Raw genomic sequence first — 16,916 nt, 5'->3', positions numbered from 1 at the left:
ACGAGTTTCTACGCGTCGCCCCCGGCGCCGTCGCCGGGCTCCTGACCTGCGCAGATCGCCAGGACATCGGCTCCGTACCGGTCGAGCTTGCGGACGCCCACGCCGGGGATCGATGCGAGCTCTCCGTCCTCGCCGGGTGCGGCCTCGGCGATCGCCATGAGGGTCTTGTCCGTGAAGACGCAGTACGCGGGCAGTCCCTGCTCCTTCGCCCGGGCCGCGCGCCACTCCCGCAGCCGCTCGTAGAGCCCCTCGTCCATGTCCGACGGGCAGTCCTCGCAGCGAAGCAGCTTGAGCTCGCCGGCCTCGGTCAGCGTCCTGCCGCAGACCCGGCAGCGGGCCGGGCTGCGGCGGGCGCGGCCGCGCCCCGCGGCGACCGGCCCCGTGGCCGGGGCGCCGGCCCGGGGTGCGAGGGCGCCGGAGCCCGGCCGCAGGCCGTTCAGGAAGCGGCTGGGGCGACGGGTCGCCCGGCCGCCCGGGGAGCGCGAGAGCCCCCAGGAGAGCGTCAGGTGGTGCCGCGCACGGGTGACGCCGACGTAGAGCAGCCGGCGCTCCTCCTCGATCTGCTCGTCGGTCTTGGCGTACGTGATCGGCACCATGCCGTCGGTCAGGCCGACGAGGAAGACGGCGTCCCACTCGAGGCCCTTCGCCGCGTGCAGCGAGGCGAGGGTGACGCCCTGGACGGTCGGGGCGTGCTGGGCGGCCCTGCGCTCCTCCAGCTCGATCGCAAGGTCGGCGAGGGTGGCACCGGGCCGGGCGCGGGCGAAGTCCTCGGCGAGGCGGACCAGCGCGGCCAGCGATTCCCACTGGTCGCGCACGGCGCCGGAGCCGGCGGGCGGCTCGGCGGTCCAGCCGGTGGAGCTGAGCACGGCCCGGACCTGGGAGCCGAGCTCGACGACGTCGTCGAGGAGCGGGTCGTTGCCGCCGGAGCGGGCGGCGCCGCGCAGGGCGAGGAGCGCCTTCTGCACCTCGGCCCGCTCGAAGAACCGCTCGGCGCCGCGCAGCTGGTAGGGGACCCCGGCGTCGGCGAGGGCCTGCTCGTACACCTCGGACTGGGCGTTGATGCGGTAGAGCACGGCGATCTCGCCGGCCGGGACGCCGGCGGAGATCAGCTGCCGGATCCGGGCGGCGACGCCCTCGGCCTCGGCGGGCTCGTCCGCGTACTCGGCGTAGACCGGCGCGGGGCCCGGCTCCCGCTGGGAGACCAGCTCCAGGCGGTGCTCGGCGGCGCGGCCGCGGGCCTGGGCGAGCAGCCCGTTGGCCAGGTGGACGACCTGCGGGGTGGAGCGGTAGTCGCGGACCAGCTTGACCAGGGTGGCGTTCGGGTAGCGGGTGCGGAAGTCCAGCAGGTGGTCGGGGGTGGCGCCGGTGAAGGAGTAGATCGTCTGGCTGGCGTCGCCGACGACGCAGAGGCTGTCGCGGTCGCCGAGCCACAGCTCCAGCAGGCGCTGCTGGAGCGGGCTGACGTCCTGGTACTCGTCGACGACGAAGTGCTGGTACTGGCTGCGGATCTGCTCGGCGATGTCGTGCCGGTCCTGGAGGATGCCGACCGTCAGCAGCAGCACGTCCTCGAAGTCGATCATGGCGCGATCGCGCTTGAGCTGCTCGTACGTGGCGTAGATCTGGGCGATCTCGGCCATGTCGCGGGGGGCCTCCCGGCCCGCCTTGAGGGCGGCCGCCGGATAGTCGGAGGGCACGGTCTGGGTGACCTTCGCCCATTCGATCTCGCCGGTGACGTCGCGCAGCTCTCCGCGGTCCAGCCGCAGCCCGCAGCGGGCCCCCGCCTCGGCGACCAGCTGCACCTTGCGCTCGAGGAGCCGGGGCAGGTCCCCGCCGATCGCCCGGGGCCAGAAGTACTGCAGCTGGCGCAGGGCGGCGGAGTGGAAGGTCCGCGCCTGGACCCCGCCCGCGCCCAGGGAGCGCAGGCGGCCGCGCATCTCGCCGGCGGCGCGGTTGGTGAACGTGACGGCGAGCACGCTGGCGGGCATGAGCTGCCCGGACCGGACGCCGTAGGCGATGCGGTGGGTGATCGCCCGGGTCTTGCCCGTCCCGGCGCCGGCCAGCACGCACACCGGCCCGCGCAGGGTCGTCGCGACCTCGCGCTGCTCCGGGTCCAGGCCCAGGAGCACCGCGTCGGCCGACTCGGCCGCTTCGGCGCCGGCGGGGAAGGACGGGAAGTGCGTTGCTGCTGTCACCCCAACATGCTGCCAGGTCCGGTGTGGCGGGCGGGACCTTCGTCCACAGGCCGCCCCCGCCGGTCGTACTTGACGTACCGGTCGCCCCGCGGGTGCGGGAATGGCTCCCCGGTCCCGTACGTTCGAGTACTCGGCACCACGCCCAGAGACCCACCCACGAAGGAGCGCAGCATGCAGGACACGGGTTCCGTGACGATGTACAGCACGACCTGGTGCGGCTACTGCCGCCGGCTGAAGACCCAGCTGGACCGGGAAGGCATCGCGTACAACGAGATCAACATCGAGCTGGACCCGGAGTCCGCAGCGTTCGTCGAGAAGGCGAACGGCGGGAACCAGACCGTTCCCACCGTGCTCGTCGTCTCGCCCGCCGGCACCGAGTCGGTCATGACGAACCCGAGCCTCGCCCAGGTGCAGCAGGCTCTCGCCGTCTGACCGGGTCCGCCGCGACCCGCTCACGACGCGACGGAAAGGCCCCCGCCCCGGCGGGGGCCTTCCTCTGTTGTGACGAACCTCGCGGAGTGGCGAACCTCCCGGGGTGACGAACCTCGCGCCGCCCTTACGCGGCCGGCCGGGGCAGCGGCTCGCCGTACCAGCGCTCGACCAGCCGCGCCGCGATCGAGATCCCCGACGGCGGCAGCACCTCGCCGGACTCGATCGCCGCCCGCAGGTCCTCGCGGGAGAACCAGCGGGCCTCCTCGATCTCCTCGCCGTCGACGTTGATCTCGCAGGAGACGGCGCGGGCGGTGAAGCCCAGCATCAGGCTGTACGGGAACGGCCAGGGCTGGCTGGCGACGTACTCGACCTCGCCGACCTGCACGCCCGCCTCCTCCCAGACCTCGCGGACCACGGACTGCTCGATGGACTCGCCCGGCTCCACGAAGCCGGCCAGCGTCGAGAAGCGGCCCTCCGGCCAGTGCACCTGCCGGCCCAGCAGCGCGCGGTCCCGGTCGTCGGTGACCAGCATGATCACCGCGGGGTCGGTGCGCGGGTAGTGCTCGGCGCCGCAGCCCGGGCAGCGGCGGATGTGCCCGGCGGCCGCGACCACCGTGCGCTCGCCGCAGCGCGAGCAGAAGCGGTGCATCCGCTGCCAGTTCTCCAGGGCCACCGCGTGCACCATCAGCCCGGCGTCGCGCGGGGACAGCAGCAGCCCGGCCTCGCGCAGGCCGGCCGGGCGGGCGGACTGGTCCATCCGGCCCGGCAGGGCGTCCTTCTGCAGCGCGAAGTACCGTACGCCGTCCTCGTCGGTGCCCAGGAAGTAGCGGTGCGTCTCGGTGAGCGGAGCCTCGAAGGCCGGGGTCATGACGATCCCGGTGCCCCCGTCGGGGGTGTCGTCGATCAGGACCTGGCCGCCGGAGACCACGAAGACCCGCGTCGTCGGGTGGCTCCACGCGGCGGCGAGCCAGGCCTCGTCGAGGCGGTGGTGCGCGGCACGGTCGATCCCGCTGGGCGCGGCGAGCGAGATCGGGTGCTCGGTATGGATGCTCACAGGTACTTCCAACTCCCCCGGTGGCTGGGACGGGCAGGCTCGGTGACGCGTGACGGGCGGGCGGTGCGGGCGGTGCGGGTGCGGGTGGTGCGGCCGCGCGTGGTTCAGGCGGGCTTCCAGGTGGCGGCCAGGTCGCTCCACAGGTAGGCGGCCGTCTCGACGCCCTTGAGGAGGAGGTCCAGCTCGACCTTCTCGTTCGGCGAGTGCCAGCCGTCCGACGGCACCGAGATGCCGAGGAACAGCACGGGCGCGGACAGCACGTCCTGCAGGTCGGCCGCCGGGCCGGAGCCGCCCTCGCGGGTGAAGCGGACCTTCTGGCCGAAGGCGCGGCCCATGGCCCGCACGACGGACTGCAGCGCCGGGTGGTCCAGCGGCGTCAGGCACGGCCGGGTCGGGGCGCCGAAGACGATGGAGTGGCGGATTCCGTCGGGGATGCGGGCCGCGACCCAGTCGCGTACGGCGGCTTCGACCTCGTACGGGTCCTGGCCGGACACCAGTCGGAACGACAGCTTCAGGTGGGCGGAGGCGGGCACGATGGTCTTGCCGCCGGGGCCCTGGTAGCCGCCGCCGATGCCGTTGACCTCGGCGGTCGGGCGGGCCCAGACGCGCTCCAGCGTGGAGTAGCCGCGCTCGCCGGCGGCCGCGTGCGACTTCGCGGTGCGCAGCCACTGCGCCTCGTCGAACGGCAGCTCGGCGATCAGCGCCCGCTCCTCGTCCGTCAGCTCGGCGATGTTGTCGTAGAAGCCCGGGATCGTCACCCGCTCGTCCGCGTCGTGCAGCGCCGCGACCAGGCGGGCGGCGACGGTCGCCGGGTTGGGCACGGCCCCGCCGAAGGCGCCGGAGTGGATGTCCTGGTCCGGCCCGTGCAGGTCGATCTCGCAGTCGGCGACGCCGCGCATGCCGGTGCACACCGTCGGGGTGGTCTCGGACCACATGCCGGTGTCGGAGACGATCACGACGTCGGCGGCGAGACGGGCCGCCTCGCGCTCCACCAGGGCGCGGAAGTTCGCGGAGCCGGACTCCTCCTCGCCCTCGATCAGCAGCTTCAGGTTCACGGCGGGGGCGTCGGCGCCGGTCGCGGCCAGGTGGGCCCGTACGCCGAGGGTGTGGAAGAACACCTGGCCCTTGTCGTCGGCGGCGCCGCGCGCGTACATCCGGCCGTCCTTGACGACCGGCTCGAACGGCTCGGTGTGCCAGCCGTCGGCCAGGGCGGCGGGCTGTACGTCGTGGTGGCCGTAGACGAGGACGGTCGGGGCCTCGGGGTCCTGGCTGGGCCACTCGGCGAAGACGGCGGGCGCGCCGGCGGTCTCCCAGACCTCGGCGGTCGGGAAGCCGGTCTCCTTGAAGTGGGCGGCGAGCCACTCGGCGCTGCGTCGTACGTCGTCCGCGTGCTCGGGCTGGGCCGAGACCGAGGGGATCCGCAGCCACGCCGCGAGGTCCTCGAGGAAGGCGGCGCGGTGGGTGTCGATGTACGTGCGGACGACGTTGTCCGCCGGGAGGTCGCTCATGCCCACGAGCCTATCTGTCCGTCCGGCGGCCGCTGTCGGGGCCCGATCCGCCTTGGAGGATCCGCTCAAGACGGGCCCGTCCGGGCAGGTTGCGGGGGCGGATCACACGGCCGCTGCGGACGTGGAGGAAGGCGGCGCCGACCCGGTCGAGGGGGGTGCCGGTGGCCTCCGCCCAGGCGAGGCGGTAGATCGCGAGCTGGAGGGGGTCGGCCTCGGTGGTGCGGCCGGTCTTCCAGTCGACGATCTCGTACGCGTACGGGGCGCCGGGCTCCGGATCGCGGTACACGGCGTCGATCCGGCCGCGGACCACCCGGCCCGCCAGGGTGAGCTGGACCGGGACCTCCAGGCGGTACGGGGTCCGCTCCGCGTACGGGCTGCGCTCGAAGGCGGCCTTGAGGGCCTCGAGGTCGGCCTCGTCGGCCACGTCCTGGTCGGAGCCGGGCAGGCCGGTCTCCGGGTCGAGGACGTCGAGGAACGGGAGCGGGAGCTCCTCGAAGCGGGACTCCACCCAGGCGTGGAAGCGGGTGCCCTGGCGGGCGGCCGGCTGGGGCGGCCTGGGCATGGGGCGGGCGAGGTCGCGGGCGAAGCCGGCCTCGTCGGCGGCGAGGCGCAGGAGCTGGCTCGCCGAGAGGGCGGCCGGGAGCTCGACGTCGCGGACCGCTTCGCGGGCGCGGCGGAGCTCGCCCTCCAGGGCGTCGAGGTCCCGGTCCCAGGATGCGACCGTCCTCGCCTCCTCGGCGCTGAGCCCGTGCGTCCCGGCGGGCCCGGGCTCCCTCGCGGCGGCCTCCGCCGCGAGCAGCCACGGCTCGTCGTCCCCCGGCCGGGTGGGGGCGGGGAGGGACCCGGGGTGCACGATGCCGGGCACGGGCGCTCCGTGCCCGTCGTCGCCGGCGAGGTGCTCGTCCGGCAGCCACAGGTCGTCGTCCGGCGGGGTGGCCGCGGGCGCGGTTTCTTCCCCCACCCCGCCCCTTCCCGAAACCGGGGCTCCGCCCCGGACCCCGTTGCCGTCGGCAGTCGCTCCGCGACCGTCGCCGGCGAGGTGCTCGCCGGGCAGCCACAGGTCGCCGTCCGGCTCCGCCGTTGCCGTGCGGGAGCCGTCGGCCGGGTGCGCGGCGTCCGGCGCCGAGGGGTCGGCGGGCAGCCAGAGGTCGTCGTCCGGGGCCGCCGCGGGCATGGCGGCGGCGGACGCCGGGGCGTCGGTCGGGCGCGCGGCGGCGGGCGCCGAAGGGTCGGCGGGCAGCCACAGGTCGTCGTGCCCGTCGGCCGCGGGCATGCCGGAGCCGTCGGACGACGGGCCGTCGGTGGGCCAGGGTTCCTCGGCGTAGGACGGGTCCTCGCAGTGCGGGGGCCACAGGTACGGGTCCTCGTCGGCCTGGGCTGCAGGGTCCGCGAGGTGGGATTCGACCAGGGCCGCCGCCGCCCGGCGCAGGGCCAGGGACGCGGGGTCCAGGGGCAGGGGCCAGGAGTGGTCCGGGGCCGATCCGGCCGCCAGGGCGGGGTTCTCCTCGTCCGGGTCGGGTTCCGGGGCCCAGGCCTCGATCTCGCCGTGGCCCGCCACGCAGTGCCCGTACAGCGCCTGGAGGAACGGGGACGGCCCCCGCCGCTTCTTCTGCGTCGGGCCCCACCAGTGGCCGGAGGCCAGCAGCAGGGAGCGCGGGCGGGTGAAGGTGACGTAGCCGAGGCGGAGCTCCTCGACCTCCTTGTGGTCCTTCAGGGCGGCCTTGAAGGACTTCAGCCCGGCCGAGGTCCACTCCGGATCCCCGGGCAGGGTGGCGGCGTCGCCGCGCAGCGCGTACGGCAGCACCTTCGGGTACGAGGTCCACGCCTCCGGCGGCTTCTGTTTGGGGAAGGAGCCCGCGCACAGGTCGGGGACGACGACCACGTCCCACTCCAGCCCCTTGGACTTGTGGGCGGTGAGCACCTTCACCGTGTTCTCCCCGCCCGGGAGCGCGTGGTCGAGGCCCTTCTCGTACTGCACGGCCGTCCGCAGGAACCCGAGGAAGGCCAGCAGCGACGCCTCGCCGTCGAGGGAGGCGAAGCCGGCGGCCACGTCCAGGAAGGACGACAGGGTCTCGCGGCGGCGCGCGGCCAGCGCGTGCGGCGAGGCCGACAGCTCGACGTCCAGCCCGGTCGCGGCCAGCACCCGGTGCAGGACGTCCATGAGCGGGTCGGCGAGCGAGCGCCGCAGGTCGCGCAGCTCCTGCGCGAGGTGGGCGAAGCGGACCCGGGCGGCCGCCGAGAACGGCAGGTCCTCCGCGCCCTCCCCGGCACCGGAGCCGCCGCCCGCGCCGTCCAGGAACGTTTCCAGTGCGTCGGCCAGCGAGACGACCTCGGCCGGGTCCACGCCCTCCACGGCCGCGGCGAGCCGCCCGTCGGGGTCCACCTCGCCCCTCGCCCGGCCGACCAGCTGCCGCGCCCGCCGCCCCAGCAGGGCCAGGTCGCGGGCGCCGATGCGCCAGCGCGGCCCGATCAGGAGCCGGACGAGGGAGGCGTTGGCCCCCGGGTCCTGGAGCACCTCGCACACCGCGACCAGGTCGGCCACCTCGGGCAGGTGCAGCAGCCCCGACAGCCCGACCACCTCGACCGGCACGTCCCGGGCCACCAGCGCCGCCTGGATCTGCGCGAAGTCCCCGGCCGAGCGGCACAGCACCGCGATGTCGCGCGGCTCGGTCCCGGTGCGGACCAGGTGCGCGACCGAATCGCCGAGCCAGTCGAGCTCCTCGGCGTGCGTGGCCAGCAGCGCGCAGCGCACGGAGCCCGCCTGCTCCTCGCCCGGCGCGGGCCGCAGCGCCTCGACGCCCTCGTGCACGGCCCGCAGCGGGGCGGCCAGCCCGTTGGCCAGGTCGAGGAGCCGGCCGCCGCTGCGCCGGTTCTCGCTGAGCGAGAACCGGGTGGCCGGGCGGCCGTCGGCGTGCGGGAAGTGCTCGGGGAAGTCGTCGAGGTTGGCCACGGACGCCCCGCGCCAGCCGTAGATCGCCTGGCAGGGGTCGCCGACGGCGGTCACGGCGTGCCCGGTGCCCCCGCCGAACAGGCCGGACAGCAGCAGCCGCTGCGCGACGGAGGTGTCCTGGTACTCGTCGAGCAGGACCACCCGGAACTCCTCGCGCAGCAGCGCCCCCACCTCGGGCCGGGTGGTGGCGAGCTCCGCGCACAGGGCTATCTGGTCGCTGAAGTCGAGCAGGTCGCGGGAGCGCTTGGCGGCGCGGTAGCGCTCGGTCAGCTCCAGCAGCTCCAGGCGGCCGCGGACCGCCTCGGGGACCTTGCGCAGGTCGTCGTTGGTCAGGCGGACGCCGGCCAGCTCGTCCAGCAGGGCGGTGTCGTACGCGCGCAGCCGCGCGGGGGTGACCAGGTGCTCGGAGAGCTCCCCGTCCAGCGCGAGCAGGTCGCTGACCAGGTCGGGCACCGACTTCGTCAGCGCCGGGTACGGTCCGGGCGCCTCGCGCAGCACACGGGCGGCGAGCTGGAAGCGGGTGGCGTCGGCGAGCAGGCGGGCGCTGGGCTCCAGGCCGATGCGCAGGCCGTGGTCCTTCAGCAGCTGGCCGGCGAAGGCGTGGTAGGTGGAGATGCGGGGCTCGCCGCCGACCGCGTCGGGGTGGTCGGCCGGGGAGGGGTCCGGGTCGGTGACGCCGGCCCGCGCGAGGGCCCCCCGTACGCGCTCGGCCAGCTCGCCGGCGGCCTTGTTGGTGAAGGTCAGGCCGAGGACCTGTTCGGGCGCGACCGTCCCGGTGCCGACCAGCCAGACCACGCGGGCGGCCATGACCGTGGTCTTGCCTGAGCCCGCGCCGGCGACGATGACCTGCGGGGCGGGCGGGGCGGTGATGCAGTCCAGCTGTTCGGGGGTGAACGGGATGCCGAGGAGCTCCTTGAGCTGCTCGGGGTCGGTGAGGGGGGACGGGCGCGCGGACACCCGCAAAGGCTAGCCGTCCGCGCCGACACTGCCCGCGACCCGCATCACACCTGTGGACGGCCGGCGGGCCGGGCGGGCTCACTCCACCGTCTGGCGCCCCTCGGGGCGGGCGCTGCACGCGCTGCGGAAGGAGCAGTGGTCGCAGTGGCTGCCGGTGGCGGGGGCGAACCGCTCGTCGAGGACCCGTCCGGCGGCGGTGGCCAGCAGGTCGCCGACCCACTCGCCGGAGGAGCCGGCCGACAGCGCCTCCTGGGCCTGCACCTTGGGGACCGTCTCGCCTCCGTCGCGCTTGGCGGCGCCCTGGCGGAGCTGGACGAGCTCGGCGCCGCCCGGCTCGGGCCGTACGCCGTCGAAGACCTCGTCGACGGCGCCCTCGCGGACGGCGAGCTGGTAGACGGCGAGCTGGGGGTGGCGGGCCACCTCGTCCTTGGTCGGCGCGGACTTGCCGGTCTTGAAGTCGACGACGTACGCACGCCCCTGCGGGTCCGCCTCGACCCGGTCCATGGAGCCCCGGATCCGGACGGCGTACTCGCCCGCTTCGAGCGTGACGTCGAAATCGTGCTCCGTGGCGACCGCCGCCCGGCCCCCGCGGTCGGTGGTGTGCCAGCGCAGGAAGCGCTCCAGGGCGGCGCGGGCGTTGTCCTTCTCCTGGCGGGACTTCCAGGGGGCGTCGAAGGCGAGGGCGTCCCAGACGGAGTCGAGGCGCTCCATGAGGACCGCCAGGTCGGCGGGGGTCCGGCCGGAGGCGACCTCGTCGGCGAGGACGTGGACGACGTTGCCGAAGCCCTGGGCGGCGGTGGAGGGCGCGTCGGCCTTGACCTCGCGGCCCAGGAACCACTGCAGGGAGCAGGTGTTGGCGAGCTGGTCCAGGGCGCTGCCGGAGAGGGCCACGGGGCGGTTGCGGTCGCGCAGCGGGACACTGCTGCGGGTGGGCTCGTACAGGCCCCACCAGCGCTGCGGGTGCGCGGCGGGCACCAGCGGCCGGCCCTCGTCGTCGGTGAGCGCGGCGAGGCGGGCCAGGCGCCGGGCGGCCGCGTCGCGCAGGGCCGGGGAGGCGTCGGGGTCGACGGTGGTGGCGCGCAGCTCGGCGACGAGCGCGGGGACGGCGAGGGGGCGGCGCGGGCGGCCGGTGACGTCCTTGGGGGTGACGCCGAGCTCCGTCAGGAAGCGGGAGGGCTGATCGCCGTCCTCGGCGGGGGCCTTGACGGCGGTGACGACGAGCCGGTCGCGGGCGCGGGTGGCGGCGACGTAGAACAGGCGGCGCTCCTCGGCGAGGAGGGCTCCGGCGGGGAGGGGCTCGGCGAGGCCGTCGCGGCCGATGCGGTCGGCCTCGAGGAGGGAGCCGCGGCGGCGGAGGTCGGGCCACAGGCCCTCCTGTACCCCGGCGACGACGACGAGGCGCCATTCGAGGCCCTTGGAGCGGTGGGCGGTCATCAGCCGGACGGCGTCGGAGCGGGCGGCCCGGCGGGTGAGGGTGTCGGCGGCGATGTCCTCGGCCTCCAGCTGCTCCAGGAAGTTCAGGGCGCCGCGGCCGCCGGTACGGTCCTCGGCGCGGGCGGCGGTGTCGAAGAGCGCGCAGACCGCGTCGAGGTCGCGGTCGGCGTTGCGTCCGGCCGGTCCGCCGCGGCGTGCGCTGCGTTCGAGGCGCTGCGGCCAGGGCGTGCCGTCCCAGAGGGTCCACAGGGCCTCCTCGGCGGTGCCGCCGCCCTGGAGGAGCTCGCGGGTCTTGCGCAGGAGCAGGCCGAGGCGCTGTGCGCCGCGGGCGTACGCGGGGTCGTGCGCGACGAGCCGTTCCGGCTCGGCGAGGGCGCGGGCGAGCAGCACGTCGGAGGGCGCGGGCACGGCGATGCCGGCGGCGCGCTCCTCGTCCCGCAGCGCCCGCCCGAGGCGGCGCAGATCGGCGGCGTCCATCCCGCCGAGCGGCGAGGTCAGCAACAGCAGCGCCGCCTCGACCCCGACCCACCCGGCGTCGACCGCGGCTCCGGGCCCGGCCTCTGCGGCGGCACCCTCGCCCCCACCGCCGCCGGCGGGCGCAGCCCCGGCGTCCGCGCCGACCGCCTGCCCGCTCCGGGACGTACCGGCGCCGACCTCGTCGCTGCCGCCCGAGGCTGTGTCGTCGCCGCCGGACGGGTGCGCGGGCACGCCGACCTGCTCCGCGGCGGCGTCAGCCTCGCCCGCGGGGGCGGTCCCGTGGGCGGTGGCCTCGTCCGCACCGTCGCCCTCAGCGGCGACTCCGGCGGGCTGCACGGCCAGGGGGGACCCAGCGTCGGCGGCAGCGGTCCGGGGGTCTGCCGCGGCCGCCCGTTCGGCGTCAGGCAAGGGGGCGGAGCCGGGCACCCCGCCTCCGCCCCGGGAGGCGGTGGCGTCCTGCACGCCGTCGACCGCGGCCTCCGGCCGGCCGGCCGGCGGGGACGCGTCCGCGGGGTCGGCGTCTCCCGGCGCGACCGCCGCGGCCGCGCCTTCGGCGTCGGGCCACGGGGCGGAGCCGGGCATCCCGCCTCCGTCCTCGGAGGGGGTCTCGTCCTGCGCGCCGTCGACTGCGGGCCCCGGCCCGTCGGCCGGCCGCATGGCCGGGGACGCGGCGTCAGCGGCGGCCGCCGACGTGTCCTGCGCACCTTCTGCCGCGGAGGCGATGATGCCGGGCTCGGGTGCGGTCAGCGACAGCGCCGCGGTGCGCAGGGCCGTCAGGAGGGGGGTGATGGCCGGCTCGTGGCGGAGCGGGGTGTCGGTGCCGTCCGTCTCCGCCGGGACTCCCGCCGCGATCAGGGCGCGCCGCATCGCCGGCAGGGTGCGGCCGCCGGAGCGGACCAGGACGGCCATGTCCTGCCAGGGCACGCCGTCCTCGAGGTGGGCCCGGCGCAGGATGTCGGCGATGTTGTCCAGCTCGGCGCCGGCCGTCGGGTACGTGTACACCTCCACCCGGCCGCCCTCGCGGGTCGGCGCGAGCCCGCGGTGCGCCCGTACGGCCTGCGCCGGCAGCCGCGGCACCGGCATGCGCGCGGCCAGCAGGCGGGTGGCGGCCAGCAGCTCGGACGCCGAGCGGCGGCCCACCGTCAGGGCGCGGACCGCGGCCCCGGGGAAGGAGCCCTCGAAGTCGAGGATGTTGTTGATGTCGGCGCCGCGGAAGGCGTAGATCGACTGGTCGGGATCGCCGAAGGCGACCAGCGTCCCGCCGGGCCCGGCCAGCGCCCGCAGCAGCCGCAGCTGCGAGGCGTCGGTGTCCTGGTACTCGTCGACGTAGATCACGTCGTACGCGGAGGCCAGCGCCGGCGTCCGCTCCGCCAGCAGCACGGCCCGGTGCAGCAGCTCGGCGTAGTCGAGGGTGCCCTGCATGTCCAGGACGTCCAGGTACTCGGAGAGGAAGGCGGCCGCGGCCTTCCAGTCGGGGCGGCCGATCCGGTCGGCGAACGCGTCCAGCGCCGCCGGGCCGAGCCCCAGCTCGCGCGCGCGGGCGAGCACGGCGCGCACCTCGTCGGCGAAGCCGCGGGTGGTCAGCGCGGCGCGCAGGTCGTCGGGCCAGCGGATGGACCGGATCTCGCGCTGGCCCTCCAGCAGGGTGCGGACCATGACGTCCTGCTCGGGTCCGGACAGCAGCCGCAGCGGGTCCGCGAACAGGTCGGTGTCCTGGTGGGCGCGGACCAGCCCGTAGCAGAAGGAGTGGAAGGTGGTGGCCTGCGGGGCGCGGGCCCCGCCGAGCCGCAGTGCGGCCCGGTCGCGCAGCTCGACCGCCGCCTTGCGGCTGAAGGTGAGGATCAGGATCCGGGCCGGGTCCGTGCCGGCCTCGACGCGGGCCGCGGCCGCCTCGACCAGGGTGGTCGTCTTCCCGGTGCCCGGTCCGGCCAGGACCAGCAGCGGGCCGGAGGTGTGATCAACCACCGCCTGCTGGCTTGCGTCCAGGACAGGGGGATCCACCCGCTTCGGTCCGCTGCGCACGAGGCGGTACGCGTCGGGGATCCGCGTACGCCGCCGCTCGGAGCGGTCGGAGGAGGAGGTGATCACGTGGGGTGCCGGTCCTGGTGGGTCTGCTGCTGCGGTGGTGCGTACGGGCGCCGGGGCCGCTGCACGGGCGCCGCGACGGGCCCCGGCGGCGACCGCCGAAGAGGCAACGCTACGGCAAGCGGCCCGCCCCGCGCAGTTCCCCGAGGTCGGCGGCGGGACCCCGCCGCGGCCGCCGCGCGTCCCCCGTACGGGCCTCCGGCCGGGCCCCGGGCCGGACGCGCGGGCGCCCGATGGCGGAAGCTGTCAGGTGTGACCCCCGTCGCTCCCCGAGCCTCCCGCTCCGCCCGCACCGCCCGCACCGCCGGCCCCGCTGCCGTCCCAGCGGGCCCGCCGCATGTCCAGCCGGGCCTCCCCGTCGGCGGTCAGCCGCAGCGGGGTGGACTCGGCGCGGTAGTGCTCCAGGGCGCGGGGCTCGCTGCCCGGCAGGGGCCGCCCGTCGGCGCGGACCACGCGCCACCAGGGCACGGCTCCCCCGTACAGGGCCATCACGCGCCCGACTTGGCGCGGGCCGCCCTCGCCGAGCCACTCGGCGACGTCCCCGTAGGTCATCACCCGCCCGGGCGGAATCCGGTCGGCCACGTCCAGCACGCGCTCCGCGTACGCGGGCAGCTCTTCGCTCATTCCGCCCATGGTGCCGGACCGGCCCGGGCGGCTTCGCGGAGCCTTTGCTTCCGCACCGGCGCGCACCCTGATGCCCCGCAGGCCCGCCCGTCCGTGCCACCATCTTCCGGGCGGTGACTGGTGATACGTGATCAAGAAGAGACGGATGTGACGACGAAGGAGCAGGGTGTGAGCCCTCCGGACGGCGCGAGCGAGGACGGCGGCACGCGGCCGGGCCCGCGTCCCGGCGAGCCCGCGACCGAGCCCTCCGGCGAGCCCGCGACCGAGCGCTCCGGGGAGCCCGCGACCGAGCCCTCCGGCGAGCCCGCGACCGAGCGCTCCGGGGAGCCCGCGGCCGAGCGCTCCGGGGAGCCCGCGGCCGAGAGTTCCGCCGGGCCGGGCGACGAATTCCCCGGCGGACTCCACGGCGAGCCCGTGTCCGAGCCCGCCGCCGGACCCGTATCCGAGTCCGGAGCCGAGCCCGTGTCTGAGCCCGCAGCCGGAGCCGGACCCGCGACCGGACCCGCCGCCGGACCCGCGGCCGAGCCTTCCGCAGAGCTGTCCGACCCGCTCCCCGCCGAGCACCCCGAGGGGGCCGTCGAGGTGGACGAGCCGCTGCTCGCCGCCCGCGTGCACCGGCCGTCCGACCTGGTCCGCCTCCTCGTCGGCATCCTCGGCATCGCCGTCGTCCTCGGCATCGCCGCCTTCGCCCACGGCACCACCGCCGGCCTCGAGGCCGACATCTCCCAGGGCACCGGCGCCGCCCCCGACCTGCTGATCAAGGTCGCCGGGCTGATGTCGAGCATCGCCGTGCTGCTCGTCCCCGTCGCCTTCGCGATCGAGCGGCTGATCAAGCGCGACGGGCTCCGCATCGCCGACGGGGTGCTCGCCGCCGTCCTCGCCCACGGCGTCACCCTGGCCACCGACCTGTGGGTCTCGCAGGGCGCCCCGGAGACCATCCAGGACGCCCTGACCCGGGCCGCCGGCGCCGGCGGGGCGCCCACCGACCCGGTGCACGGCTACCTCGCGCCGGTCATCGCGTACATGACGGCCGTCGGGATGACGCGCCGGCCGCGCTGGCGGGTGGCGCTGTGGGTGGTGCTGCTGCTGGACGCGTTCGCGATGCTGGTCAGCGGCTACACCACCCCGTTCTCGATCATCCTGACGGTGCTGATCGGCTGGAGCGTCGCGTACGGGACGCTGTACGCCGTCGGCTCGCCCAACGTCCGGCCCACCGGGCAGAACCTGCTGGCCGGCCTGCGCCGCGTCGGCTTCCAGCCGGTCAGTGCGATGCGCGCCGAGCTCCCCGAGGGCGCCGACGCCTCCGAGGCCAGCGACCGGGGCCGCCGCTACCACGTCACGCTGGAGGACGGCCCGCCGCTGGACGTGACCGTCGTCGACCGCGAGCAGCAGGCGCACGGGTTCTTCTACCGGGTCTGGCGCCGGATGACGCTGCGCGGGATCACGACCCGGCGCTCGCTTCAGTCGCTGCGACAGGCGCTGGAGCAGGAGGCGCTCCTCGCGTACGCGGCCATCGCGGCCGGGGCGAACGCGCCGAAGCTGATCGCCACCTCCGAGCTCGGCCCGGACGCCGTGATGCTCGTGTACGAGCACCTGGACGGCCGACCGCTGGACGCCCTCGCCGACGAGGAGATCACCGACGAGCTGACCCACAACGCCTGGCAGCAGGTACGGGCCCTGCAGTCGCGCCGGATCGCGCACCGCCGGCTCACCGGGGACGCGCTGGTGGTGGATCGTTCCGGCGCGGTGGTCCTCACGGACCTGCGCGGCGGCGAGATCGCGGCCGGCGACCTGGTGCTCCGGATGGACATCGCCCAGCTGCTGACCACGCTCGGCCTGCGCGTCGGGGCGGAGCGGGCGGTGGCCTCGGCGGTGTCGGTGCTCGGCCCCGACACGGTGGCGGACTGCCTCCCGCTGCTCCAGCCGATCGCGCTGAGCCGCTCCACCCGGGCGACGCTGCGCAGGCTGGCCCGGGAGCGCGCCGACCGGCAGCGCGAGGCCGTACTGGAGTCCTCGCGGGCGGCGAAGGCCGCGCGGGAGGCGGCCGGGGCCAATGCGGCGGCCACCTCGGCGGCGGACCGCAAGGCCGAGAAGAGGGCCCTGGACGACGCGCTGGAAGGGGCGCGGGAGGAGGACCTGCTGAGCCAGATCCGCGCCCAGGTCCTGCTGATCCGGCCGCAGGCGCCGGTGGAGCCGGCCCGGCTGGAGCGGATCCGGCCGCGGACGCTGGTGTCGTTCATCGCGGGCGCGTTCGGTGCGTACTTCCTGCTGACGCAGCTGGCCCACGTGGACTTCGCGACGATCGTCGGCACGGCGGACTGGGGCTGGGTGGGGGCCGCGCTGGCCTTCTCGGCGCTCAGCTACTGCGCGGCCGCGATGAGCCTGCTGGGCTTCGTGCCGGAGCGGGTGCCGTTCCTGCGGACCGTGCTCGCGCAGGTGGCCGGCTCCTTCGTGAAGCTGGTCGCGCCGGCCGCGGTCGGCGGTGTCGCCCTGAACACGCGCTTCCTGCAGCGGGCCGGGGTCCGGCCGGGCCTGGCCGTGGCGAGCGTCGGCGCCTCGCAGCTGTTCGGCCTGGCGAGCCACATCCTCCTGCTGCTGGCGTTCGGCTACCTGACGGGCACCGAGAAGACCCCGGAGATGACCCCGTCGAGGACGGTCATCGCGGGCCTCCTCACGGTCGCGGTCCTGGTCTTGGTGGTGACGGCGGTCCCCTTCCTCCGGAAGTTCGTCGTCACCCGGGTCCGGGCGCTGTTCGCGGGCGTGGTCCCGCGCATGCTGGACGTCCTGCAGCGGCCGCAGAAGCTGATGACCGGCATCGGCGGCATGCTGCTGCTGACCGGCTGCTTCGTGATGTGCCTGGACGCGTCGATCCGTGCCTTCGGCGGCGGCGAGACCCTCAGCTACGCGAGCATCGCGGTGGTCTTCCTGGCCGGCAACGCCCTGGGCTCGGCGGCCCCGACCCCGGGCGGCATCGGCGCGGTGGAAACCACCCTGACCCTGGGCCTGATCGCAGCCGGCCTGGAAAAGGAGGTCGCCATCTCCGCGGTCCTCCTGTTCCGCCTGATGACCTTCTGGCTCCCGGTCCTCCCGGGCTGGATCTCCTTCAACTACCTCACCCGCAAGGAAGCCATCTAGCCGCCCGGTATCCCGCCCCGCAACAACCGCCGACCGGACCCGCAATTCTTTCCCCGTAGGAGAGAGCA

General features: G+C 75.8%; 8 protein-coding genes. 2 read left to right on the top strand and 6 right to left on the bottom strand.

Translation table 11 applies throughout. From position 1 onward, the window contains the following. Nucleotides 1–8 precede the first annotated feature (8 nt). A complete protein-coding gene (locus ABZ924_RS15345) occupies nt 9–2,192 on the bottom strand; it encodes an ATP-dependent DNA helicase UvrD2 (RefSeq protein ID WP_361908715.1) in 2,184 nt (727 codons plus the stop codon). A gap of 171 nt (nt 2,193–2,363) precedes the next feature. Between ABZ924_RS15345 and ABZ924_RS15340 the strand changes: the two genes are divergently transcribed. Then, the gene (locus tag ABZ924_RS15340) at nt 2,364–2,624 is read left to right on the top strand and encodes a mycoredoxin (protein ID WP_361908712.1); all 261 of its coding nucleotides are present in this window, start codon (nt 2,364–2,366) and stop codon (nt 2,622–2,624) included. Nucleotides 2,625–2,748: 124 nt separating this feature from the next. Here the strand turns inward: ABZ924_RS15340 and nudC are convergent, their stop codons facing one another. From nudC to ABZ924_RS15315, 5 genes are all read right to left on the bottom strand, one after another. Then, complete coding sequence (nudC, locus tag ABZ924_RS15335; RefSeq protein WP_361908709.1) at nt 2,749–3,690, bottom strand: NAD(+) diphosphatase; 942 nt, start codon at nt 3,688–3,690, stop codon at nt 2,749–2,751. Nucleotides 3,691–3,782: 92 nt separating this feature from the next. Continuing rightward, complete coding sequence (locus ABZ924_RS15330; RefSeq protein WP_361908706.1) at nt 3,783–5,186, bottom strand: dipeptidase; 1,404 nt, start codon at nt 5,184–5,186, stop codon at nt 3,783–3,785. 10 nt (nt 5,187–5,196) lie between these two features. Continuing rightward, nucleotides 5,197–9,093: an ATP-dependent DNA helicase gene (locus ABZ924_RS15325; RefSeq protein ID WP_361908703.1), complete on the bottom strand. Its 3,897-nt coding sequence runs from the start codon at nt 9,091–9,093 to the stop codon at nt 5,197–5,199. Between the two features lie 78 nt (nt 9,094–9,171). Continuing rightward, a complete protein-coding gene (locus ABZ924_RS15320; protein WP_361908700.1) occupies nt 9,172–13,092 on the bottom strand; it encodes a UvrD-helicase domain-containing protein in 3,921 nt (1,306 codons plus the stop codon). Between the two features lie 243 nt (nt 13,093–13,335). Then, nucleotides 13,336–13,713, bottom strand: coding sequence for an MGMT family protein (locus ABZ924_RS15315; RefSeq protein ID WP_361908697.1), 378 nt, complete (start codon nt 13,711–13,713; stop codon nt 13,336–13,338). 168 nt (nt 13,714–13,881) lie between these two features. Here ABZ924_RS15315 and ABZ924_RS15310 point away from each other — a divergent pair, with 168 nt between their 5' ends. Then, nucleotides 13,882–16,848, top strand: coding sequence for a flippase-like domain-containing protein (locus tag ABZ924_RS15310; protein ID WP_361908695.1), 2,967 nt, complete (start codon nt 13,882–13,884; stop codon nt 16,846–16,848). Nucleotides 16,849–16,916 lie beyond the last annotated feature (68 nt).

Source organism: Streptomyces sp. NPDC046876 (assembly GCF_040645035.1).
GTDB lineage: Bacteria > Actinomycetota > Actinomycetes > Streptomycetales > Streptomycetaceae > Streptomyces.
This window is presented reverse-complemented; position numbering and strand designations above follow the sequence as displayed.